The organism is Nonomuraea muscovyensis, from assembly GCF_014207745.1.
GTDB classification, from domain to species: domain Bacteria; phylum Actinomycetota; class Actinomycetes; order Streptosporangiales; family Streptosporangiaceae; genus Nonomuraea; species Nonomuraea muscovyensis.
In genome coordinates this window covers 1403402-1425244 of record NZ_JACHJB010000002.1, presented here as the reverse complement: position 1 = coordinate 1425244, position 21843 = coordinate 1403402, and the positions used below count along the sequence as shown (strand labels likewise).

At 74.1% G+C, this 21843-nt stretch carries 16 protein-coding genes and 1 pseudogene; 12 read left to right on the top strand and 5 right to left on the bottom strand.

Going from position 1 to position 21843, the window contains the following annotated elements; genetic code table 11:
• Positions 1-72: 72 nt before the first annotated feature.
• From FHU36_RS23350 to FHU36_RS23325, 6 genes are read left to right on the top strand one after another with little or no spacing between them, the layout of a single operon-like run.
• Positions 73-1467, top strand: coding sequence for a class I adenylate-forming enzyme family protein (locus tag FHU36_RS23350; RefSeq protein WP_312891761.1), 1395 nt, complete (start codon positions 73-75; stop codon positions 1465-1467).
• Positions 1467-3032: a condensation domain-containing protein gene (locus FHU36_RS23345; protein WP_185086035.1), complete on the top strand. Its 1566-nt coding sequence runs from the start codon at positions 1467-1469 to the stop codon at positions 3030-3032. Before FHU36_RS23350 ends, FHU36_RS23345 begins: the two co-directional genes overlap by 1 nt.
• Entirely contained in the window at positions 3029-3949 is a 921-nt protein-coding gene (locus FHU36_RS23340) for a thiamine pyrophosphate-dependent dehydrogenase E1 component subunit alpha (RefSeq protein ID WP_185086034.1), read from the top strand. Before FHU36_RS23345 ends, FHU36_RS23340 begins: the two co-directional genes overlap by 4 nt.
• Complete coding sequence (locus tag FHU36_RS23335) at positions 3946-4923, top strand: alpha-ketoacid dehydrogenase subunit beta (protein WP_185086033.1); 978 nt, start codon at positions 3946-3948, stop codon at positions 4921-4923. The genes FHU36_RS23340 and FHU36_RS23335 overlap by 4 nt, the downstream gene beginning before the upstream one ends.
• A complete protein-coding gene (locus FHU36_RS23330) occupies positions 4916-6073 on the top strand; it encodes a 2-oxo acid dehydrogenase subunit E2 (protein ID WP_185086032.1) in 1158 nt (385 codons plus the stop codon). Before FHU36_RS23335 ends, FHU36_RS23330 begins: the two co-directional genes overlap by 8 nt.
• Complete coding sequence (locus FHU36_RS23325) at positions 6073-11397, top strand: non-ribosomal peptide synthetase/MFS transporter (RefSeq protein WP_185086031.1); 5325 nt, start codon at positions 6073-6075, stop codon at positions 11395-11397. Before FHU36_RS23330 ends, FHU36_RS23325 begins: the two co-directional genes overlap by 1 nt.
• A 13-nt stretch (positions 11398-11410) precedes the next feature.
• Here FHU36_RS23325 and FHU36_RS23320 read toward each other — a convergent pair whose 3' ends face one another.
• Positions 11411-11878, bottom strand: a complete 468-nt coding sequence (locus tag FHU36_RS23320) for a MarR family winged helix-turn-helix transcriptional regulator (protein WP_246502544.1) — start codon at positions 11876-11878, stop codon at positions 11411-11413.
• A gap of 72 nt (positions 11879-11950) precedes the next feature.
• Between FHU36_RS23320 and FHU36_RS23315 the strand changes: the two genes are divergently transcribed.
• The gene (locus FHU36_RS23315; RefSeq protein ID WP_185086029.1) at positions 11951-12769 is read left to right on the top strand and encodes an SDR family oxidoreductase; all 819 of its coding nucleotides are present in this window, start codon (positions 11951-11953) and stop codon (positions 12767-12769) included.
• A 33-nt stretch (positions 12770-12802) separates the two neighbouring features.
• Here FHU36_RS23315 and FHU36_RS23310 read toward each other — a convergent pair whose 3' ends face one another.
• Positions 12803-13993: a cysteine desulfurase-like protein gene (locus FHU36_RS23310; RefSeq protein WP_185086028.1), complete on the bottom strand. Its 1191-nt coding sequence runs from the start codon at positions 13991-13993 to the stop codon at positions 12803-12805.
• A 90-nt stretch (positions 13994-14083) separates the two neighbouring features.
• Between FHU36_RS23310 and FHU36_RS23305 the strand changes: the two genes are divergently transcribed.
• Positions 14084-15169 carry a winged helix DNA-binding domain-containing protein gene (locus tag FHU36_RS23305; protein WP_185086027.1) on the top strand — a complete coding sequence of 362 codons (1086 nt, stop codon included), beginning with the start codon at positions 14084-14086 and terminating at the stop codon, positions 15167-15169.
• Positions 15170-15227: 58 nt separating this feature from the next.
• On the opposite strand, the gene FHU36_RS23300 is transcribed toward FHU36_RS23305, so the two are convergent.
• Complete coding sequence (locus FHU36_RS23300; RefSeq protein WP_185086026.1) at positions 15228-15854, bottom strand: TetR/AcrR family transcriptional regulator; 627 nt, start codon at positions 15852-15854, stop codon at positions 15228-15230.
• Between the two features lie 148 nt (positions 15855-16002).
• Here FHU36_RS23300 and FHU36_RS23295 point away from each other — a divergent pair.
• Both FHU36_RS23295 and FHU36_RS23290 read left to right on the top strand, forming a co-directional pair.
• A pseudogene (locus FHU36_RS23295) lies at positions 16003-16938 on the top strand (RNA polymerase sigma factor); the annotation flags it as partial.
• 73 nt (positions 16939-17011) lie between these two features.
• Positions 17012-18196 carry a winged helix DNA-binding domain-containing protein gene (locus FHU36_RS23290; RefSeq protein WP_185086024.1) on the top strand — a complete coding sequence of 395 codons (1185 nt, stop codon included), beginning with the start codon at positions 17012-17014 and terminating at the stop codon, positions 18194-18196.
• A gap of 2 nt (positions 18197-18198) precedes the next feature.
• Here the strand turns inward: FHU36_RS23290 and FHU36_RS23285 are convergent, their stop codons facing one another.
• Both FHU36_RS23285 and add read right to left on the bottom strand, forming a co-directional pair.
• Positions 18199-19122 (bottom strand): AEC family transporter, encoded by a 924-nt coding sequence (locus tag FHU36_RS23285; protein ID WP_185086023.1) that lies wholly within the window; start codon positions 19120-19122, stop codon positions 18199-18201.
• A gap of 149 nt (positions 19123-19271) precedes the next feature.
• Positions 19272-20279 carry an adenosine deaminase gene (gene add, locus FHU36_RS23280; RefSeq protein ID WP_312891758.1) on the bottom strand — a complete coding sequence of 336 codons (1008 nt, stop codon included), beginning with the start codon at positions 20277-20279 and terminating at the stop codon, positions 19272-19274.
• A gap of 84 nt (positions 20280-20363) precedes the next feature.
• Here add and FHU36_RS23275 point away from each other — a divergent pair, with 84 nt between their 5' ends.
• Together FHU36_RS23275 and FHU36_RS23270 are read left to right on the top strand one after the other, a co-directional pair.
• Entirely contained in the window at positions 20364-20987 is a 624-nt protein-coding gene (locus tag FHU36_RS23275) for an ArsR/SmtB family transcription factor (RefSeq protein ID WP_185086022.1), read from the top strand.
• A 1-nt stretch (position 20988) separates the two neighbouring features.
• A complete protein-coding gene (locus FHU36_RS23270; protein ID WP_185086021.1) occupies positions 20989-21723 on the top strand; it encodes an SRPBCC family protein in 735 nt (244 codons plus the stop codon).
• Positions 21724-21843: the final 120 nt, after the last annotated feature.

Genomic DNA, 21843 nt, shown 5'->3' with positions numbered 1-21843 from the left:
AACTGACGCCCGTCCCAAGATAAGTAAAGTTTCTTACCTGAAACAGCTCGATGGCTTGCACGGGGGCCCGGCGTGAGCGTGACCCTTTCGACCCTGCTTCGAGACCGAGCCGCCGCCGACCCCGAACGGATCGCCATGACCGTCCACGGCATCGGCGGACTGACCTTCGGCACCTGGCACCGCAGATCGACCGGCGTGGCCGCCGGGCTGGCCCGGCAGGGCGTGACGCCCGGCGACCGGGTGGGCCTCGTCTTCGGCAACGGCGACTGGCTGGAGTACGCGGTCGCCTTCCTCGGCGTGCTGGAGGCCGGCGCCGTGGCCGTCCCCCTGTCCGACCGGCTGCCCCGCGCGGACGCCGACGCGATGCTGGCGCACTGCGCCGCCACCACCGTGCTGCGGGCCGGGGAACTGCCCTTCGCCGACGGCGACGGCCCCGCGGCACCGCGACCGGCTGACCTCGCCCAGATCCTCTACACCTCCGGCACCACCGGCCGGCCCAAGGGGGTCGCCGCCACCCACGCCAACCTGGCCCACGGCTGCGGCGCCAGACGCAGGCCGTTCACGCACTCCCGGCACCTCGCGCACGCCTTCCCCATCGGCACCAACGCCGGGCAGTGGATGCTCGTCAACGCCGTGGACGCGCACCCCGAGGTGGTCACGCTGCCCCGGTTCACCCCGGCGCGGTTCGGCGCGCTGATCCAGCACCACCGGGCCGGCACGGTCTTCCTGGTGCCCGCCATGGCGATCGAGATGCTCGCGGCGGACGTGCCCGGCAGGCACGACCTGTCGAGCGTGCTGCTGCTCGGCTCGGCCGCGGCGCCGCTGCCGTCGAAGGTCGCGGTGCGGCTCGCCGGGGCGTTCCCGAACGCCACGATCGCCAACTACTACACCTCGACCGAGGCGGCGCCCGCCCAGACCGTCATGCTCTTCGACCCGGACCGGCCGTCCAGCGTGGGCCGCCCGGCGTCCGGCGGGGCGGTGAAGGTCGCGACGGCTCAGGGCGACCCCCTGCCGCCCCACGTCACGGGTGAGGTGTGGATGCGCTCGCCGGCGGCCACCCGCACGTACTACGGCGACGCGGCGGCCAGTGCCGAGGTCTTCCGCGGCGGCTGGGTCCGCATGGGCGACCTCGGCTACACCGACGACGAGGGCTACCTCTACCTGGTCGACAGGGAGAGCGACGTGATCAAGTCGGGCGCCCACAAGGTGTCCACCCTGCACGTCGAGGAGGCGCTGCACCAGCATCCCGGCGTGGTCGAGGCGGCCGCGTTCGGGGTGCCGCACGCCACCCTCGGCAGGGCGGTCGCGGTGGCGGTCGTCGGCCCCGTCGCCCACGACGAGCTCCGGATCTTCCTGAAGGACCGGCTCGCCCCGCACGAGCTGCCCGTGCGGGTCGTCACCCTCGACCGCCTGCCACGCAACCACGGGGGCAAGGTCGACAAGCGCGTTCTGCGAGAGGCCGTCTGATGAGCGAGGCGTCGTACGCCCAGCACGGGATGTGGATCACCGAGCGGATGGGCGCGGGATCCGCGTACCACATGCCGGTCCTCATCAGGTTCCGCACGCCGCCCGACGTGGGGGCGCTGGCCGAGGCGTGCCGGCGCGTGGTCGGGCGGCACCGGCTGCTGGCGGCGGCCCTCGCGGAACGTGACGGCGCACCGCACGTGGTGCCCGCCCGGGAGACCGCCGCGCTCCGGGTCGCCCAGGGCGGAGCGGGGGGCGGGGTGGGGGACGGGGTGGGGGACACGGTGGCGGAGGAGATCGCGCGCCCGTTCGACCTCGGCCGCGGCCCGCTCATCCGGTTCACCCTCGCCGGCGACACCCTCGTCGTCGTCGCCCACCACGTCGTCTTCGACGGCCGGTCCAAGGACCTGCTGGTGGACGACCTGGCCACCCTCTACCGGGGTGGCGTGCCGGCCCCGCTCGAACCCCTCGGGCACGCCGAGGCCGAGCGTGAGCGCGTCGCAGGGCTGCTTCCGGCGGCGCGCGCGTTCTGGGCCGCCCGCTGGCGCGAGCCCGGGGGGACCGCCGTGCCGGGCGGGACACTGCGCTCCCGGCGCGCGGGGCCCGGCCGGGTGCTGGAGTTCGCGCTCGACGTGCCCGGGGTGGCGGGGCTGACCAGGTTCGAGGTGCTGCTGGCCGCGCTGCACGCGCTCCTCGGGGCGTACGGCAACGCCGACGTCGGCACCGCGCTGGACCTGTCCACCAGGACCGATCGGGAGGCGCGGCACATCGGGCCGTTCGTCAACGAACTGCCGGTCTTCTCCCGCCCCGCTCCCGGCCTGCCGTTCGCCTCGTTCGCCGGCGGCCTGCGGGCCGAGCTGAGGGAGCTGTACGCCCATCGCGAGGTGCCGATCGCCCGGGCCGTCCCCGGCGTCAAGCCGCACGCCGCGCTCGCGCCCGTCTCGGTGAGCTACCGGCGCACGGACGCCACGGACGAGCCGGGGCCGTGGAGCGTCGACCGGCTGGCCTTCAACCACGCGGTGCGGGGCGCGCTGCAGCTCCAGCTTCTCGACGGTCCCGCCGGGCTGACCGCCTCCCTCCGGTACGACCCCGAGGAGCCGGCCGATCCGGGCCGTTTCGCCGGCGACCTCCAGGCGGTGCTGGCGGCCATCGCGCGCGACCCGTCCGCCCCCCTGGGCGACCTGCTCCCCGGCCACGCCCACGCCCTCCGCGAGACGGCGGCCCCGGCCCGCTCGGCCGCGCCCGCCGCCATGCCTGCCGTCGCGCCCGCCGCCATGCCCGCCGTGGCGCCGCCGCCCGCCGCACCCTCGCCGCCCGTGCCCGCGGACGCCCCGGCGGGCGACGACCCGCTGGCCGGCGAGATCCGCGCGATCTGGGAGGAGGTCCTCCAGCTCTCCCCGATCGAGCTCCACGACGACATCTTCGACCTCGGCGGCCACTCGCTCACGATCACCCAGATCATCGCCCGCATGCGCAAGCGCCTGGGCGTCGAGGTCGAGCTGGACGACTTCTTCGACAACCCGACGATCGCCGGCGTGCTCACGGTCATGAAGGAGGGCCGGCCATGACCGAACTGCTTGACCGCCTCCCCGCGCCGTCCCGGCTCGACGACGCGGATCTGTCGCTCATGCTGACCATCCGCGCGTTCGAGCTGAAACTGCTCGACCTGTACGGTCGGGGCCTGCTCCACGGCACCACCCACACCTGCCTGGGCCAGGAGTACGTCCCCGTCGCCCTGCGGACGCTGCTCGACCCCGGCGACCACGTGTTCAGCAACCACCGCGGCCACGGCCACTATCTCGCGCGCTTCGGCGACGCCGAGGGCCTCCTCGCCGAGATCATGGGCCGGGAGGGCGCGGTCTGCGGCGGGGTGGGCGGCAGCCAGCACATCCGCCGCGACCGCTACCTGTCCACCGGTGTCCAGGGGGAGAGCCTGCCCGTCGCCACCGGCGTCGCCCTGCACCTCAAGCGGTCCGAGCCGGGCCAGGTCGCCTGCGTCCACGTCGGCGACGGCACCTTCGGCGAGGGGGCGGTCTACGAGGCGCTCAACATCGCCGCACTGTGGGAGCTGCCGCTGCTGGTGGTCGTCGAGAACAACGGCATCGCCCAGTCCACACCCGCCTCCCGGCATCTCGCCGGGAGCATCGCGGGCCGCGCCGCCGCGTTCGGCATCGACCACCGGCTGATCGGCACCGCGGACGTGGCGGAGATCCGGCGCGTCCTGGCGCCGCTCGTGGCCCGGACCCGCCTTGGCGTGCCGCTGGTCGTCGAGTTCGCCACCGAACGGCTCGGGCCGCACAGCAAGGGCGACGACACCCGGCCGGCCGACCAGATCCGGCGCATCCACGAGAACGGCTGGTACGCCAGGTACGCCCGCCGATATCCCGACCACCTCGACCGGCTCGACGCCGAGGCCCGCGCGTACGTGGACGCGGTCGCCGCCGACGTCACGGCCCGGCCGCCGTCCCGCTGGACGCCCTCGTGAGGGTCGGCGAGCACCTCAACGCGGCGCTGCACGCCGTGTTCGAGCGGACACCGGACCTCTACCTGCTCGGCGAGGACGTCGCCGACCCGTACGGCGGCGCCTTCAAGATCACCCGAGGGCTGTCCACCCGCTTCCCCGGCCGCGTCCTCACCACCCCGATCAGCGAGAACGCCATCACCGGCGTCGCCGCCGGGCTGGCCCTGTCCGGCGACCGCGCGATCGTCGAGATCATGTTCGGCGACTTCGCGGCCCTCGCGTTCGACCAGGTGCTGAACTTCGCCTCCAAGTCCGTCTCGATGTACGGCACGCGCGTGCCCATGCGGATGGTCGTGCGCTGTCCCGTCGGAGGCGGCCGCGGCTACGGGCCCACGCACAGCCAGAGCCTGCAGAAGCACTTCGTCGGCATCCCCCACCTGTCCCTGTACGAGCTGTCGCCGTTCCACGACTGCGAGGCCGTCCTCGACGAGATGCTGTCTCTCGGGGAGCCCTGCGTGCTCTTCGAGGACAAGGTCCTCTACACCCGGCCGGCCGGGCTCGCCGAGCCGCCCTTCTGCCTGGCCGTCGAGGGCGGCGTGGCGCGGGTCTTCCTCGACGGGCCGCCCGACTGCGTGATCATCGCTCCCGGCGGGCTCGCACACCGGGCGATGGCCGCGATGCGCTCGCTGCTCGTGGAAGAGGAGATCACCTGCACGCTGCTGGTGCCGTCGCGGCTGTACCCGTTCGACGTGGCCGCCCTCGACGCGGACCTGCCGGTCGCCCACGTGTTCGTCGTCGAGGAGAGCACGGGCGGCGGCACGTGGGGGGCCGAGGTGGCGCACCTGCTCCACCGCCGGCACTGGGACCGGCTCGCCGGGCCGGTCACGCTCGTCCACTCCGCCGCCTCGATCATCCCCACCGCCGCCCATCTGGAGCGGGAGGTGCTGGTCGACGAGTCCACGATCCACCGCGCGATCAGGGAGACGCTCCGTGGCTGAGCTGCGCGTGCCCAAGCTGAACAACAACGACACCGCGTACCTGCTCGTCGAGTGGCTGGTCGCCGACGGCGCCGAGGTGGGCGAGGACGATCCGGTCGTCCTCGTCGAGACCTCCAAGGCGGCGGAGGAACTCCCCGCCGGCGGCACGGGCGTCCTCGGCCACGCGGCCCGGGAAGGGGCCTGGTGCCGCCCCGGCGACGTGATCGCCACCGTCTCCGGTCCCGCTCCCGCCGTCTCACCCCCGCCCGCGGCGCCCGCCTCCCCACCCGCCTCCCCACACCCCTCCCCACCCGCCTCCCCACCCGACGAAGGGGAGGCCGGGCCGCTCGTCACCGCGCCGGCGCGGGCGCTCATGGCCGAGCTGGGCGTGACGCGGGAGCAGGTGGCCGCGCTGGGCCTGGCCGTCGTCCGGCGCGCCGACATCGAACGCCTCGCCGGCCGCCCGCCCGCCGAACATCCGCCACCGCAAGCCCGTCAGGCGGCGACCGGCGACGACGCTCGGCCGCCGCGGGAGGCGCCCGCGGGGGAGCGGCCGCTGCCGCGGGTGCAGCGGGCCGTGGCGCGCGCCGTCGAGCTGGCGCACCGGACCATCCCCGCCGCCTACCTCGTCGTCCGCATGGACCTCGGCCCCGCCCTGGCCCGGGGCGCCACCCTGACCAAGGAGGTCAGGCGGCCCGTGGGCCTCGCCGAGCTGTTCGTCGAGGCCGTCGCCGGGCTGCACGACCGCTTCCCCCTCTTCTTCGCCACCGTCGACGGCGACCGGGCCCTGCTCGCCGACACCCCGCACATCGGCCTCACCGTCGACCTGGGCGACGGCCTCTACGTCCCGGTCGTCCACGACGCGGCCCGCCGGACGACCAGGGACATCGCCACGACCGTCATGCGGTACCGCCTGGCCGCCACGACCGGCGACTTCCGGGAGCGGGACCTGTCGGGAGCCAACTTCGTCATCACGCTGCACACCGAGGGCGGCGTCGTCCTCGCCATCCCGTTCGTCTTCCCCGGCACGTCCTGCGCGCTCGCCGTCACCGCGCCGCAGGACGGGACCCTCGCCGACATCGGTCTGGCCTACGACCACCGGCTGATCAACGGCAGGGACGCCGCCCTGTTCATGTCCGCGCTCAAAGCCGCCGTCGAAGGGCTGACCTGATGTCCGTCGTCGATCTGTCCGCCGCCAAGCAGGAGCTGCTCAGGCGGCGGCTGCGGGGCAGGGCGGCCGAGCGGGAGATCCCGCGCCGCCCCGAGGACGCCGCGCCGGTCCTCTCACCGGCCCAGGAACCGCTGTGGTTCATGGAGCACTTCACGCCCGGCACCGCCACGTACACCATCGCCCTGGCCGTCCGGCTGCGCGGCCCGATCGACCACGACCGGCTGGAGGCGGCGCTCGCCCTGCTCCCCGAACGGCACGAGAGCCTGCGCCACCGCTTCCCCGCCACGGACGACGGGCTGCCCGCCGTGCACGTCGTCGCCGGGACCGGCGTGCCGCTCGGCCGGGCACAGGCGGCCCCCGCCGGCCTCGCCGACGCCGAGATCGCCGCGCTGATCGACGCCGAGACCGCGATCCCGCTCGACCTGGCCGACGGGCCGCTGCTGCGGGCCCTGCTGGTGGAGGACGGGGCCGGCGAGCACGTCCTGGCCCTGCTCGTGCACCACATCGTCGCGGACGGCCGCTCCGCCCAGCTCCTCATGCGCGACCTGCTCGCCCTCTACCGGGGGGAGGACCCGCCGTCCCCGGCCGTGCTCTTCGGCGACGTCGCCGCGTGGCAGCGGGAGCGGACGTTCGAGCGGGAGCTGGCGTACTGGAAGGACGAGCTGGCCGGGCTGCCGCGCGCCGAGCTGCCGGCCGACCGCGCCCGGCCCGCGCGGCAGAGCTTCGACGACGCCTCCCACGTCCTGGAGCTCGCGCCCGACCTCGTCGAGGCGGTCACCGCGCTGGGCCGGGCGCACGGCGCGACCCGGTTCATGACGCTGCTGGCCGCGTTCCAGGCGCTGCTCGCGCGGCTGTCCGGGCAGGACGACTTCGCGGTGGGCGCCCCGGTGGACGGCCGGACGCGACCCGAGCTGGACGACGTCGTCGGCATGTTCGTCAACACGCTGGTGCTGCGCGCCCGGCTGGCCGGCGACCCCACCTTCGCCGAGTTGGTCGCCAGGACCCGGGACGTGGTGGCCGACGCCCTCGACCACCAGGAGCTGCCGTTCGCCCGGCTGGTCGACGCGCTCGGCGTGCCGCGCGACCCGAGCAGGCAGCCCCTGGTGGACACGCTGTTCTCGATGCACGACCTGGAGGCGACCGACGACGCCTTCCCGCTGCGGCCCGGCTCGGCCCGCCACGACCTCGAGCTGTACGTCGTGCCCTCCGGGCGGGACGGCCTGGCCTGCGCCTTCACCTACAAGACGGCGCTGTTCGACGAGGCCACGATCGCGCGGATCGCCCGCCACCTGGAGACGCTGCTGCGGGCGGCCGTCGCGGAGCCGGACCTGCCGGTCAGCCGCCTGCCGCTGCCGGGCGACGACGCCCTCCTCGCCTCGTGGAACGACACGAGCGCCGACTTCCCCGCCACCGCCACCCTGCACGGCCTGGTCGAGGAGCAGGTGGCGCGGACCCCCGACGCGCCCGCCGTCACCTTCGCCGGGGCCTCGCTGACCTACCGGGAGCTGGACGAGCGGGCCAACCAGGTGGCGCACCGGCTCCTGCGGCTGGGCGCCGGGCCCGGCACGCTGGTCGCCGTCTGCGCCGAACGCTCCTTCGAGCTGGTGGCCGGCCTGCTCGGCGTGCTCAAGGCCGGTGCCGCGTATGTCCCGCTGGACCCGGAGTACCCCGAGGAGCGGCTGGCGTTCATGCTCGCCGACAGCGGCGCGCCCGTCGTGCTGACCCAGCGGAGCCTGGCCGGACGCCTGCCCGCCGGCGACGCGCGGATCCTGCCCCTCGACGACGCGTCCGCCTGGACGGGCCTGCCGGTGACCGCCCCCGCCGCCCCGCCCGGCGAGGCCGCCTACATGATCTACACCTCCGGCTCCACCGGACGGCCGAAGGGCGTGCCGAACAGCCACCGCGGCATCGTCAACCGCCTCGACTGGATGCAGAAGCGCTACCGCCTCACCGCCGCCGACACCGTCCTGCAGAAGACCCCGGCCGGGTTCGACGTGTCGGTGTGGGAGTTCTTCTGGCCGCTGATCGCCGGGGCACGGCTGGCGCTCGCCGAGCCGGGCGGCCACCGCGACCCCGCCTACCTGCGCGACCTCATCAACGCCGAGCACGTCACGACCGTGCACTTCGTGCCGTCGATGCTGTCGGTCTTCCTCGCCGAGGAGGGCGCCGGCACCTGCGACTCGCTGCGCACGATCATCTGCAGCGGCGAGGAGCTGCCCGTCGACCTGGCCGTCCGCTGCCTGCGGACGCTCCCGGCGGAACTGCACAACCTGTACGGGCCGACCGAGGCGGCCATCGACGTGTCGTCCTGGCAGTGCACGCTCCCGGCGCTGGCCGGCCGGGCGAGCGTGCCGATCGGGTCGCCCATCCAGAACATCACGCTGCACGTCCTCGACCGGCACGGCGTGCCCGTCCCCGTCGGCGTGCCCGGCGAGCTGCACATCGGCGGCGTCGGCGTCGCACTCGGCTACCACGACCGCCCCGAGCTGACCGCCGAGCGGTTCGCCGGCGGGCGCTACCGGACCGGTGACGCGGCCCGCTGGCTGCCCGACGGCACGATCGAGTTCCTCGGCCGCCTGGACAACCAGGTCAAGCTGCGCGGGCTGCGCATCGAGCTGGGCGAGATCGAGGCGGCGCTGCGCGAGCGGGCGGGCGCTCGCGAGGCGGTCGTCATCGTCCGCGAGGACGTGCCCGGCGACCGCCGGCTGGTCGCCTACCTGGTGGGCGCACCCGTCGACGCCGCGCAGACACGGGCCGCGATCAGGGGGACGTTGCCCGACTACATGCTGCCGTCCACGTTCGTGACCCTCGACGAGCTGCCGCTCACCCCCAACGGCAAGCTCGACCGCGCCGCGCTGCCGGCACCGGTCGCCGCGCCCGGCGCCGAGTACGCCGAGCCCCGCACCGACACCGAGCGCGCCATCGCCGCCGTCTGGCGCGAGGTGCTCTCCGTGGAGCGCGTCGGCGCCGACGACGACTTCTTCGACCTCGGCGGCCACTCCCTGCTCGCCATCCAGGTCGTGGCCAGACTCCGCAAGGCGCGCATCGGGCAGGTGGGGCTGGTCGACGTCTTCGCCCACCGGACCGTGCGCGAGCTGGCCGCCTTCGTCGACGAGCCCGCCCCGGCCGGGCCCCGTCCGCTGCTGCAGCGCCTCACCGGCAGGCGCACGGCCTCGCTGTCGTACGTCTGCGTGCCGTACGGGTCCGGCAGCGCCGTCGTCTACCAGCCGCTCGCCGACGCCCTCCCGGCCGACCAGGCGCTGTACGCGCTCGCCATCCCCGGCCACGACGTGGGGCTGGACGAGGAGCCGATGGAGTTCGCCGCCCTGGCTGCCCGCTGCGCCGAGGAGATCCTGCGGATCGACGGCCCGATCGTCATCTACGGGCACTGCGGCGTGGGCGCGGCCCTGGCCGTGGAGCTGGCCCGGCTGGTCGAGGCGACGGGACGGCGGGTGGAGGCCCTCTACATCGGGGCGATCTTCCCGTTCGCCCGGCCGCGCGGGTTGCTGCGCTCCCTGTCACGGCTGGGGGAGTTCGACCGGCTCCGCCGCAGCCAGAGCGACATCAACCGGCTCAAGGCGCGCGGCGTCGACCTGGACGAGCTCGACCCGGGTGTGGCCGACCGGATCGTCCGGACCATGCGCCAGGACTCCAAGGCGGCGGAGGAGTACTTCACCGCGCTGTTCGACGAGCCGGACCGGCGGCGGCTGCGCGCTCCGATCATCTCGGTGATCGGCGAACGGGACCCGGCGACCGACTTCTACGAGGAGCGCTACCGCGAGTGGCACTTCCTCACCGACACGGCGGCGCTCGTCGTGCTGGACGAGGGCGGCCACTACTTCCTGCGCTACCGCGCCGCCGAGCTGGCCGAGGCGCTGCAGACGCACCGGCGGCTGGAGGCGGCGCCGCCCGCCGCCGGCGCCACGTGGTGGGTGCACGCGGTCGACACGGCTCCGGCGGAGGCGGACGGGACGGCGACCGGCGTCCGGCCCGGCATGGGTCGGTTCCTGACCATCGCCGCGGGACAGCAGATCTCGATGATCGGCTCGGCGCTGACCGGCTGGGCGCTGCCGATCACGATCCTGGTCGACTCCGGCTCCGTCGCGCAGTTCTCCGTCCTGGCGGTGCTCAACCTGGCCGGGCTGCTGATCTCACCGCTCGCGGGGGCGATCGTGGACCGGGGCGACCGCCGCAGGGTCCTGCTCCTGGCCGACTGCGCCTCCGTCGCGATCCAGGGGGTGCTCGGCGCGCTGCTCCTGTTCGGCGACCTGCGGCTGTGGCAGATCTACCTGCTGATCGTCGCGCTGTCGATCGCGACGACCTTCCAGCGTCTCGCCTACACCTCGGCGGTGCCGCAGCTCGTGCCGAAGCACTACCTCGGGCACGCCATGGGCGTCACCCAGATGACCAACGGCGTCGCCCAGCTCGTCGTGCCGCTGATCGCCGCCGGGCTGCTGGCCTGGATCGGGCTCGGCGGGATCGTCGTCCTCGACGTGGCCAGCTACGTCTTCGCGATCGCCGTGGTGCTGCTCGTGCGCTTCCCCGACACGCTGCCGTGGCGGCCCCGCGAGCCGCTGGGCACCGAGATCGCCAAGGGCTTCGCCTACACCTGGAACGAGCGCGGGCTGCGGGCGATGCTGGCGTTCTTCGCGGTGCTCAACGTCTTCCTGTCGCCGCTCCTGTTGCTGGTGTCGCCCCTGGTGCTGTCGTTCGCGACGCTGACGGAGGTCAGTGTCGTCTCGGTGGTCACCGGGCTCGGCGTGCTGCTCGGCGGGTTCACGATGGCGCTGTGGGGAGGGCCCGCCACCTGGCGCTTCCGCGGCGTGCTGGCCGCCACGCTGGCCATCGCGCTCGGCAGTGTGATCACCTCGCTGCGCCCGTCGCTCCTGCTGGTCGGCGCCGGCGCGTTCTGCCTGACGTTCTTCCTCACCGTCATGAACGCGATCTACTCCACGATCGTCCAGATCAAGGTGCCGTACCGCTACCACGGCCGCGTCTTCGCGCTGAACACGCTCGTCGCGTGGTCCACGCTGCCCGTCGGGATGGGCCTCGTGGCGCCGCTCGGGACCGCCCTGTTCGACCCCATGCTGGCGCCCGGCGGCGCCCTCGCCCCGACCGTCGGCGCCCTGATCGGGGTGGGACCCGGCCGGGGGATCGCCTTCCTCTACCTGGCCTGCGCGCTCGGCATGGTCCTGGTCGTGGCCGGGGCGCTGCGGGTGCGGCGCCTCGCCCGCTTCGATGTGGACATGCCGGACGCGCTGCCCGACGACCTGGTGGGCGTCGAGACGATCGAACGCCGCCACGCCACCCCGGCGGGCTCGTAGCCGGGCACGCACGTCACCGGTCCGCGGACGCCAGCCGCTCGGCCTGGGCCAGGCCGACCTCGGTGGTGCGGCGCAGGAACCCGGCGATGAGCTCCAGTTCGCCGTCGGTGTAGCCGCCCAGCACCTCCGCGTACGCCGAGCCGGGCTCGTCCCACGCCCGGCCGATCCGGTCCCGCACGCCGGGCGCCAGTGACACCAGCGCCCGCCTGCGGTCGGCCGGGTCGGCCTCCCGCACGGCCAGCCCCGCCTTCTCCAGCCGGTCCACCAGGCGGGAGGCCGACCCCGGGGTCAGCCCGGTGAGCCGGGCGATGTGGCCGGTGGTCACCGGCCCGCTCTCCAGGTCCAGCAGGGCCACGCACTGCAGGTCGGTGGGATGCAGGCCCAGCCGGTCGGCCATGGCCTGGTTGAACAGCACGTAGGCCGCGTAGTTGCGCTGGCTCTCCGCGATGATCCGCTCCAGCAGCTCCCGCCGGTTTGACAATGCCCTCTCCTGCCGCGAATCATGTGCGTGACACACAATATTCGTCACGCACATATTTGTGAAGGAACAACCATGACCATTCTCGTCACCGGCGCCCGCGGCGGCGTCGCCCGGCACCTCACCGGCCTGCTGCGCGAGGCCGGCCTGGAGGTCCGGACGGCCTCCTCGACGCCCGGCGCCGCCGACGTCGTCTGCGACCTGGCCGACCCGGCGACCTTCCCCGCCGCGCTCAAGGGCGTCAGCGCCGCCTTCCTCTACGCCGAGCCCGCGGGGGCGGCGGCCTTCGCGCGGGAGGCCGCCGAGGCGGGGGCCGAGCACGTCGTGCTGCTGTCGTCGGCCGCCGTCCTCGACCCCCACGCCGACGACAGCCCGCTGGCCAGGTCGCACCTCGACGCCGAGCGGGCCCTGCTCGCCGGCCCGGTCCGGGCCACGCTGCTGCGGCCCGGCTCGTTCGCCTCCAACGCCCTGGCCTGGTCGTGGTCCGTCAAGGCCGGGCGGCCGGTCAGCCTGCCGTACCCGGACACGCACAACGACCCCATCCACGAGGCCGACGTCGCGGCCGTGGCGCTCGCCACGCTGACGAACCCCGAGGCGTCGGGCACGGCCCACACGCTGAGCGGCCCACGGTCCGTCACCCTCGCCGAGCAGGTCGACATCCTGGCCGGGGTGACGGGCACCCCGATCGACATCGAGCACGTCAGCCGGGAGGGGTGGAAGGCGGAGATGGCCGACTACATCGCCGGCCCGTACGCCGACGCGCTGCTCGACTGGTGGGAGGCGAACGTGGGCAGGCCCGTCCCGCTCACCGACACGGTCGAGCGGCTGACCGGCCGGCCCGCCCGCGACTTCACGACCTGGGCCCGCGAGCACGCCGACGCCTTCCGCCCGTAGGACGGCGGGCCCGCAGGAGGGGACGGAAGCGCGTCAGGGCTGGAGGGCGGCTACCCCGTCCAGCAGGCGATCGACGTCCGAGCGGTCGTTGTAGTGCACCAGACCGGCCCGCACCGCGCTGCCCGAGTCCCGGATCCCCAGCGCGGCGGTCAGCTCCCAGGCGTAGTTGTGGCCGTTCCACACGTTCACGCCGCGGACGGCCAGCCGTTCGGCCACCTGGCGCGGCGTCAGCCCGGCCAGCGTGAAGTACGCGGTCGCGGTCCGCCGTGCCGGCTTGCCGTACAGGGTGACGTGCGGCATCGCCTCCAGCCCCGCGACGAGCGCCCCGAACAGCTCCAGCTCGTGCGCCTCCGCCGCCGCCATCGACGCCAGCAGCCGCTCGCGCCGCGTCCCCGTGCCGGGCGTCAGGCCCGCCAGGTGGTCCACGGCGGCCGTCACCCCGGCCAGGTCCGCGAAGGCGGCCGTGCCGGTCTCGAAGCGTTCGGGCACGGTGGCGGGGGAGGAGGCGAGCCTGTCCGGTTCGACGCGCTCCAGCAACGCCGGGTCGGCCACCACGGCGCCGATGTGCGGGCCCGACCACTTGTAGGCGCTGGTCGCGTAGAAGTCGGCGCCCAGTGCCCGCATGTCCACCGGCCCGTGCGCGGTGGCGTGGACGCCGTCCACGTACGTCAGCGCCCCGGCCGCGTGCGCCAGCGCGCAGATCGCCGCCACGTCCGGGCGGGTGCCCAGCACGTTGCTGGCCGCGGTCACCGCCACCAGCCGCGTCCGTTCGCCGACCAGTTCGGCGTACTGCTCCACCGGCAGCTCGCCGGTCACCGGGTCGACCTCGGCCCAGCGCACGGTCGCGCCGGTCTGCGTCCACGGCCGCACGTTGGCGTCGTGGTCGAGGCGCGACAGCACGACCTCGTCTCCCGGCCCCCACTCCTTGGCCAGCGCGGCGGCCAGCCGGTAGGTCAGCGTCGTCATGTTGGGGCCCAGGATCACGCCGTCCGGGTGGCCGCCCACCAGGTCGGCGACGGCCTGCCGGCAGCCGGCCACGATGGCCTCCGACCGGTGACTGGCCGGGAACGCCCCGCCCACGTTGCCGATGCCGGCCCGGTAGGCGCCGGCGATGGCGTCGATCACCGGCTGCGGGGTCTGCGTGCCGGCGGCTCCGTCGAGGTAGGCGTAACCGTCAGCCAGCTCGGGGTAGCTGGCGCGTACCTTTTGTACGGGAAAGTGCATGGTGACTTCATGCTCATCGCCGGCGGGACTCAATCCGTTCGCCGGATAACACGGAAAGAGCTCTTCCGCATTACCGCCTAGCGTGCCGGTATGAAGCTGAGCCCCCGCGCACTCAACCGCATGACCCTGCAGCGCCAGCTCCTGCTGGAGCGCTCCTCCCTGTCACCGGTCCAGGTGATCGAGCACCTGGTCGCCGTCCAGGGGCAGGACGTCAACCCGCCGTACTTCGGGCTGTGGTCCCGCCTGGCCTCCTTCACCCAGGACGACCTCACCTCCCTGCTGCACGACCGGCGGGTCGTGCGCGGGTCCCTGCTGCGCGGCACCCAGCACCTGGCGCTGGCCGACGACTACGCCTGGTTGCGCCCCCTCATGCAGGCGCCCCTGTCACGCGCCCGGCAGGCCGCGTGGGGCCGTGTCATGGTCGGCGTGGACCTGGACGAGCTCGTCGCGCTCGCTCGCGGGCACCTGGCCGGGCGCACGCTGAGCCGCCCCGAGCTGCGCGACCTGCTCGCCCGCCGCTGGCCCGAGGCCGATCCGATGGCGCTCGCCTGGTCGGCGCAGGCCCTCGTGGCCGTCGTGCACCCGCCGCCCAGCGGCACCTGGAACAAGGGCGGCGCGACGCCGTTCACCCTGGCCGAGGAGTGGCTCGGCAGGCCCCTCGACGCCGCGCCGCGGGTCGAGCGGATGGTCGCCCGCTACCTGGCGGCGTTCGGTCCGGCGTCGGTGATGGACGTGCAGGCGTGGTCGGGGCTGACCCGGCTGCGGCCGGTCGTCGAGGCCATGCCGTTGCGCCGCCACACGGATCTGGACGGGCGGGTCCTGTACGACCTGCCGGACGCGCCGCCCGCCCCCGAGGACGCGCCCGCCCCGGTGCGTTTCCTGCCGTACTTCGACAACCTCATGGTCGCCTACGCCGACCGGAGCCGGATGATGACCGCCGAGCAGCGCAAGGCGGTGTGCGTCGGCGCCATCGTGCACCCGACGTTCCTGGTGGACGGCGTCGTCGCGGGCATGTGGGACGTCAAGGACGGTGACCTCCTGCTCCGGCCGTTCGGGCCGCTGCCGGAGGCGGTCATGGCCGAGCTGGCCGAGGAGGGGTCCCGGCTGCTGGCCTTCGCGGGCGCCGCCGGCGGGAGCGTCACCTGGCGCCCGGCCGGCCTCCGGCCCGCCGCCTGACGCGCTGCCTGCCGGCCCCGGGCCCACGGGCCTGACGAGCCGCTCCTCCGGACCCGGCTCACCGCACGGCGTAGTCGCCGATGGCCGGCTCCAGCAGGTCGAACACCCGCGTCGCCGCCTCGGTCAGCGCGGCGGCGATCTCGCCCGTTTCCTGGCCGGCCAGCGTGCGCCGCTGCAACTCCCGGAACAGCAGCCGGTGCGCCGCCCCCAGTTGCGCCGCCACCGCCCGGGCGGTCAGCTCGTCACCCGTCTCCTCGGCCAGGCGCTCGGCCAGGGCGTCCTCCCGCTGGTCGTGCAGGTCGCGCAGGCGGGTCACCAGGGTCGGGCTGCCTGCCACCATGCGCGCGAAGTCCGGCCCGGTGAACCCCACGACCGGATCGTGCCGCCGTACGGCGTCCATGAACTCCCGTCGCAGCGCCGCCAGCGCCGACTCGCCGGCGGACCGCGCGGCCACGGTCGCCGCGAGGCTCGCCGCGAACTCCTCGTGATGGTCGAGTGCCAGGTCCTCCTTCCGGGGGAAGTAATTGGTCACGGTCATCTTGGCCACGCGGGCGGCCGCCGCGATGTCCGCGATCGTGGTCCTGTCGAAACCGCGCCGGAGGAAGAGTTGGGTAGCGTGGTCAGAGATGGCCTGCCTGGTCTCTCGCTTCTTCTGTTCTCTCAAACCCAAGGTGTCGATGCTCATAGCCACCAGCCTGCCACAAGTTTTTAGGTTCGACCTCATTTTAGGTTGACTCTCTTGCCGCACCGACCTAAAGTTGTGTCGGGCCTAAGTTTAGCTCCACAGGATCCCGAGCGAGGAGAGTGTCTTGTCCCAAGCAGCAGAGGTTCTCGACCTGGACGACTCCGCCGACTCCGCGGTGGCGGGCGCCGACTCGGTCAAGACCTACCTGAAGGCGATCGGACGGGTGCCGCTGCTGTCCGCAGAGCAGGAGATCGACCTCGCCAAGCGCATCGAGGCCGGCCTGTTCGCCCAGGAGCGTCTCGACACCGAGACCGACCTGCCCGCCGACCTCCGCGCCGACCTGGCATGGATCGTCGACGACGGAGCCCGCGCCAAGCAGCGCATGCTGGAGGCCAACCTGCGGCTCGTCGTCTCCATCGCCAAGCGCTACACCGGCCGGGGCATGCTCTTCCTCGACCTCATCCAGGAGGGCAACCTGGGGCTCATCCGCACGATCGAGAAGTTCGACTACCGGCTGGGCTTCAAGTTCTCCACCTACGCCACCTGGTGGATCAAGCAGGCCATCACCCGGGCCATGGCCGACCAGGCGCGGACCATCCGCATCCCGGTCCACATGGTCGAGCTGATCAACAAGGTGGCGCGCACCCAGCGCCGCCTCCAGTCCGACCTGGGCCGCGAGCCCACACCCGAGGAGATCGCCACCGAGACCGACCTGCCCGTCGAGAGGGTCGTCGAGGTCCAGGCGTACGGGCGCGAGCCCATCTCGCTGCACACGCCGCTCGGCGAGACCGGCGACAGCGAGTTCGGCGACCTCATCGAGGACACCGAGGCGGTCTCGCCGGCCGACGCGGTCTCCTTCACGCTGCTGCAGCAGCAGCTCCGCTCCCTGCTCGGCGAGCTGACCGAGCGCGAGGCGGGCGTGATCTCCATGCGGTACGGGCTCACGGACGGCAAGCCGATGACGCTGGACGAGATCGGCAAGGTCTACGGCGTGACCCGCGAGCGCATCCGGCAGATCGAGGCCAAGACCATGTCCAAGCTCCGCCACCCGTCCCGGGCCCTGGCCCTGCGCGACTACCTCTGACCTCCCCGCACAATGCGGAACGAACTCTTCCGCATCGCCTCCTAGGGTGATCCCGAACCCCTGAGGAGGCAGTGTGATCGAGTTGTCGTGGGCGCAGGTCAGCGCCAGAAGGCTGGAACGCCAGGCGCTGGCCGCGCCCCGGACGGGTGGCACGCAGGCGGACGTCGTCGCGGCCATGTGCGGGGCCCACGCCCAGGTGATGTCGGCCGCCGAACTGTCGATCGCGCTCCGGATCGACGGCTTGACCAGGGCGGACGTGCGCCGGGCGCTGTGGGAGGAACGCAGCCTGGTCAAGACGTACGGGCCGCGCGGCACCGTCCACCTGCTGCCCGCCCGCGACCTGCCGATGTGGGTGGACACGCTGTCCCGGATCCCGTTCGCCCACAACGGCTTCCCCGAGGGCATCCGGATGACGCCCGAGCAGACGGTCGAGGTGATCGAGGCGATCCGCGTGGTGCTCGACGGGCGGGATCTCACGATCGACGAGCTGAGCGACGCGGTGGTGGGAGCGACGGGGCCCTGGGCGGGCGACCTGGTGATGCCCGCGTTCCAGACGATGTGGCCGCGCTGGCGGCAGGCGATGGCGGCTGCGGCGCACCATGGCGCGCTCGTCTTCGGCCCGCCCCGGGGCCGCAAGGTCACCTACACCAGCCCACCCCCGGCCTCCGCCGTCCCGGCCCCTGGCGCGGGCGGGCGCCCGGACGAGGGCGCCTCGCGGGACAGCGGGCCCGTGGACGGCGCGGTCGAGCTGCTGCGCCACTACCTGGCCGGCTACGGGCCCGCCACACCGGACCAGTTCGCCCAGTGGCTCGGCGCGCCGCGCGCGTGGGCGGCCCGGCTGTTCGAGGCCGCCGACGCGGAGCCGGTCTCGTTCGAGGGGCGGACCGCCTGGGTCGTCCGCGGCGACACGGCGGCGCCCGCGCAGGCGCCCGCAGGGGTGCGGCTCCTGCCGTACTTCGACGCCTACGTCGTGGCCGGCCGGCCACGCGAGCTGCTCTATGCCGGCGCGGCGGCCGCGCGGGCACTGGCCGCCGGCCAGGCGGGCAACTTCCCGGTGCTGCTGGTGGACGGCGGGGTGGCCGGCGTCTGGCACCAGCGCCGCTCCGGCCGCCGCATCCACGTCACGGTCGAGACACTGCGCCCGCTCACCCGCGCCCGGCGCGCCGAGCTGGACGACCAGGTGACCCGCGTCGGCGAGATCCTGGAGGGCAAGCCGGAGCTGACCCTCGGACCGGTCGCCGTCGGCCCCCACGCCTGACGTCACAGCAGCGCGGCGACCGCCGTCATGATCGGGATGGACAGCACGGTCGTGACGAGCACCGCGCCGCGCGCCAGCGCCCTGGCCGTGTCGTAGTGCACGGCGTAGACGTAGATGTTCTGCGCCGTGGGCAGCGCCCCGAACAGCGTGGCCGCCATCAGGTCCGTGCCGTCGAGCCCGAGGGCGTAGCGGCCCACCAGGTAGGCGACGGCAGGCTGCACGAGGTTCTTCAGCACCACGACCAGCACCAGCTCCCGGCGGTGCCCGCCCTCCGCCGCCGGCCGGGCGCCGCTCAGGCTCAGCCCGTACGCCAGCAGGGCCAGCGGGACGGCCGCGCCGCCGACCAGCTCGACCGGCCGCATCAGCATCGCGGGCAGGTCGATCCCGGCCGCGGCGACGGCCAGGCCGAGCAGCGAGGCGACCGTGAGCGGGTTGCGCAGCGGCCGGAGCAGCGTCTCGCCCGCGGAGGTCCGGCGGGCGCCCCGGCCGCCGCCGTCGAGGGCGAGGAAGGCCGCGGGGGTGATCACGAGGAGCTGCGTCAGCAGGATCGGCGCGACGAGGGCCCCGTCGCCCAGCACGTACACGGCGACGGGGATGCCCAGGTTGCCGGCGTTGACGTACGAGGAGGCGAGCGCCCCGACCGTCACCTCCCCGCGGCTGCGGCGCCAGGCGAACCGCGCCACCGCGACGAACACCGCCTGCGTCACCACCACACCGGCGAGGGCGGTCAGCAGGACCGGAGAGAAGATCGACCCCAGGTCGGCGGCCGACACGGTCGCGAACAGCAGCGCGGGCATGGCGACGAAGAACGCCAGCCGCGACAGCACCAGCTCGTCCTGGGCGCGCAGCACACCGGCGCGGCCGACGACGAACCCGAGCACCGCCACCGAGACCAAGGCGACGAACGCCGCGACGACCCCCGACATCGCCGACCATGCTCCCGCACCCCGCCCGGCCATCCCCACCCGGGGTCCCCGTAGGCCACCACCGCGACCCGGTGAGCCCGCAGGGCCGCAGGCCCCCGCCGCGCCCGCCCATGCCCCGGCGGCGGTGCGTCAGGAGGCCGGACCAGCCGTCAGGTGGCCAGCCACTCGTCCACCTCACCCCGCAGCCGCGCCTTCACCTCGTCCGGCGCGAACGACGCCTCGATCGAGGCGCGGGCCAGCTTGGCCAGCTCCGCGTCGCCGTACCCGAAGACCTCCCGCAGCCGGGCGTACTCCTCGGCCAGCGCCGTCTCCCCGTCGGTGTTGACCGTCACGACCAGCCCGGCGGCACGCAACCGGGGCAGCGGGTGCTCGCGCAGCGACGGCACCAGCCCGAGCAGCACGTTGGACGTCGGGCACACCTCCAGCGGGATCCGCAGCTCCCGCACCCGCGCCACCAGCGCGGCGTCGTCGAGGACCCGGATGCCGTGACCGAGCCGTTCGGCATGGCCGACGGTGAGGGCCTCGCGGATGCTGGCCGGCCCGGCCGTCTCGCCCGCGTGGTGCACCAGGCGCAGCCCCGCGTCCCCGGCGGCGTCCAGCACCTCCGCGAACGGCGCCAGCGGGTGACTCTCGTCGCCCGCCAGCCCGAGGCCGATCACCTCGTCGTAGCGCAGGGCCAGCTCCAGAGTTCGCCGGAGCCGCTCGACGGGCCGCCGCCTTGAGTGGTCGAGCAGCACCCGGCAGGTGATCCCGTACCTCGCGGACCCCTCGGCCAGCCCGTCCAGCACCGCCTCCAGCGGCATCTCCAGCTTCCCGACCCGCTCGCCGTGCGAGGCGGCGGTGAACGTCACCTCCGCGTAGCGGGTGCCCTGGGCGGCCTCGTCCTCGCAGAACTCCAGCGCCACCCGCCTGAAATGCTCGGCGGCGACCAGCCGTTCGCGCACCCGCGCCCGATGGTCGGCGAACTCCCGGAAGCTCCGGAACGGTCCCTCGGGCTCGGGCGGCCCGCCCAGCTCGCGCACGGTCCGCGGCCGCACGGTGCTCTCCAGGTGGACGTGCAGATGGGCCTTGGGCAGCCGCGCGACGTCCCTGAGGCCGCCCTCGCCGGCGGTGTCCCTCGCGGTGTCCTGCACGGTGCCCCTCACGATGTCCTTCACGTGCCCGCACCTTAGGCTGGCAGGAAGCCATCACGCACCTCGTTTTGTCTTGACAAATAATTTTTTCGGTGCGATCGTTCGGTCATGCAGGAAGTCGCGGTGATCGAAGACCCGGCTGCGGCCGAGGCGTCCCTCGACCCCATGCGGTCGAGGCTTCTGGCGGAGCTGGTGGAGCCTGGATCGGCCACCTCGCTGGCCGCCAAGGTCGGCCTGGCCCGCCAGAAGGTCAACTACCACCTGAGGACCCTGGAGAAGCACGGCCTGGTCGAGCTCGTCGAGGAACGCCGCAAGGGCAACGTCACCGAGCGCGTCATGCGGGCCACCGCCTCCTCGTTCGTGATCTCCCCGACGGCCCTGGCCGCGGTCCAGCCCGACCCGGCCAGGTCGCCCGACCGGCTGTCGGCGGGCTGGCTGCTCGCCCTCGCCGCCCAGCTCGTCCGCGACGTCGGCGAGCTGGTCACCGGCGCGGTCAGGGAGCACAAGCGGCTGGCGACGTTCGCGATCGACGGGCAGGTGCGGTTCGCCTCGGCGGCCGACCGGTCGGCGTTCGCCGAGGAGCTGACGGCCTGCGTGACCGCGCTGGTGAGCAAGTACCACGACGAGAGCGCGCCGGGCGGGCGCGACCACCGGCTCGTCGTCGCCGTCCACCCCGCCGTGCCCCCTGCCGCCCGGCGGGGCGGCCGGCCGTCGCCCGGCGAGGAGGGCTGAGATGGGCCACGAGTTCGAGCTGCCCCAGGAGGCCCTGGTCGACGTCACGCCCGAGGAGGTGTGGCAGGCCATCGCCACCGGTCCCGGCATCGACTCCTGGTTCATGGGCCGCACCGAGGTCGGCCGCGACGGCGTGGTGCGCACCGCGTTCGGCGGCGGAGCCCTGCCCGACTCCACCATCACGGCCGCCGAGCCGCCGGGCCGGCTCGCGCACACCAGCGCCGTGGGGGAGGGCGGCCGGTTCGTCGCCTACGAGTTCCTCGTCGAGGGCCGCGACCAGGGCGGCGCGCTGGTGCGCCTGGTGACGAGCGGCTTCCTGCCGGGCGACGACTGGGAGTCGGAGTACGAGGCGATGTCCCACGGGCTGGCCATGTTCTTCGCGACGCTGGTCGAGTACCTCACCCACTTCCGTGGCCGCACGGCGACACCCGTCACCGCGTTCGGCCCGCCGGTCCGCGACTGGCCGCGCGCCTGGCAGGTGCTGCACGGCGAGCTGGGCCTGCCGTCGCCGCCCGCCCGCGGCGACCAGGTCAAGATCGCCCCGGCCGGGTTGCCGCCGGTGGAGGGCGTCGTCTACTTCGCCAACGCCCAGACGGTCGGCGTCCGCACGCCCGATGCGCTGCTGCGGTTCCTGCAGGGCTTCCCCGGTTTCATGATGGCCTCACACCACGTCTTCTCCGGCGACCCCGCCGAGGCGGCGTGGGGTGCGTGGCTGGAACGCCTGTACGCCGACTGACGTTCCGGCGGGTCCCCCGTCGCCGGATCGATCTCCGAGGCCGCTTGCGCGCCCTGATACCCGCCGCGGTCGGGGCCCGCCACCGCGGGCTCGCGTCGCGGACGGGCGGCCCGCCCCGAC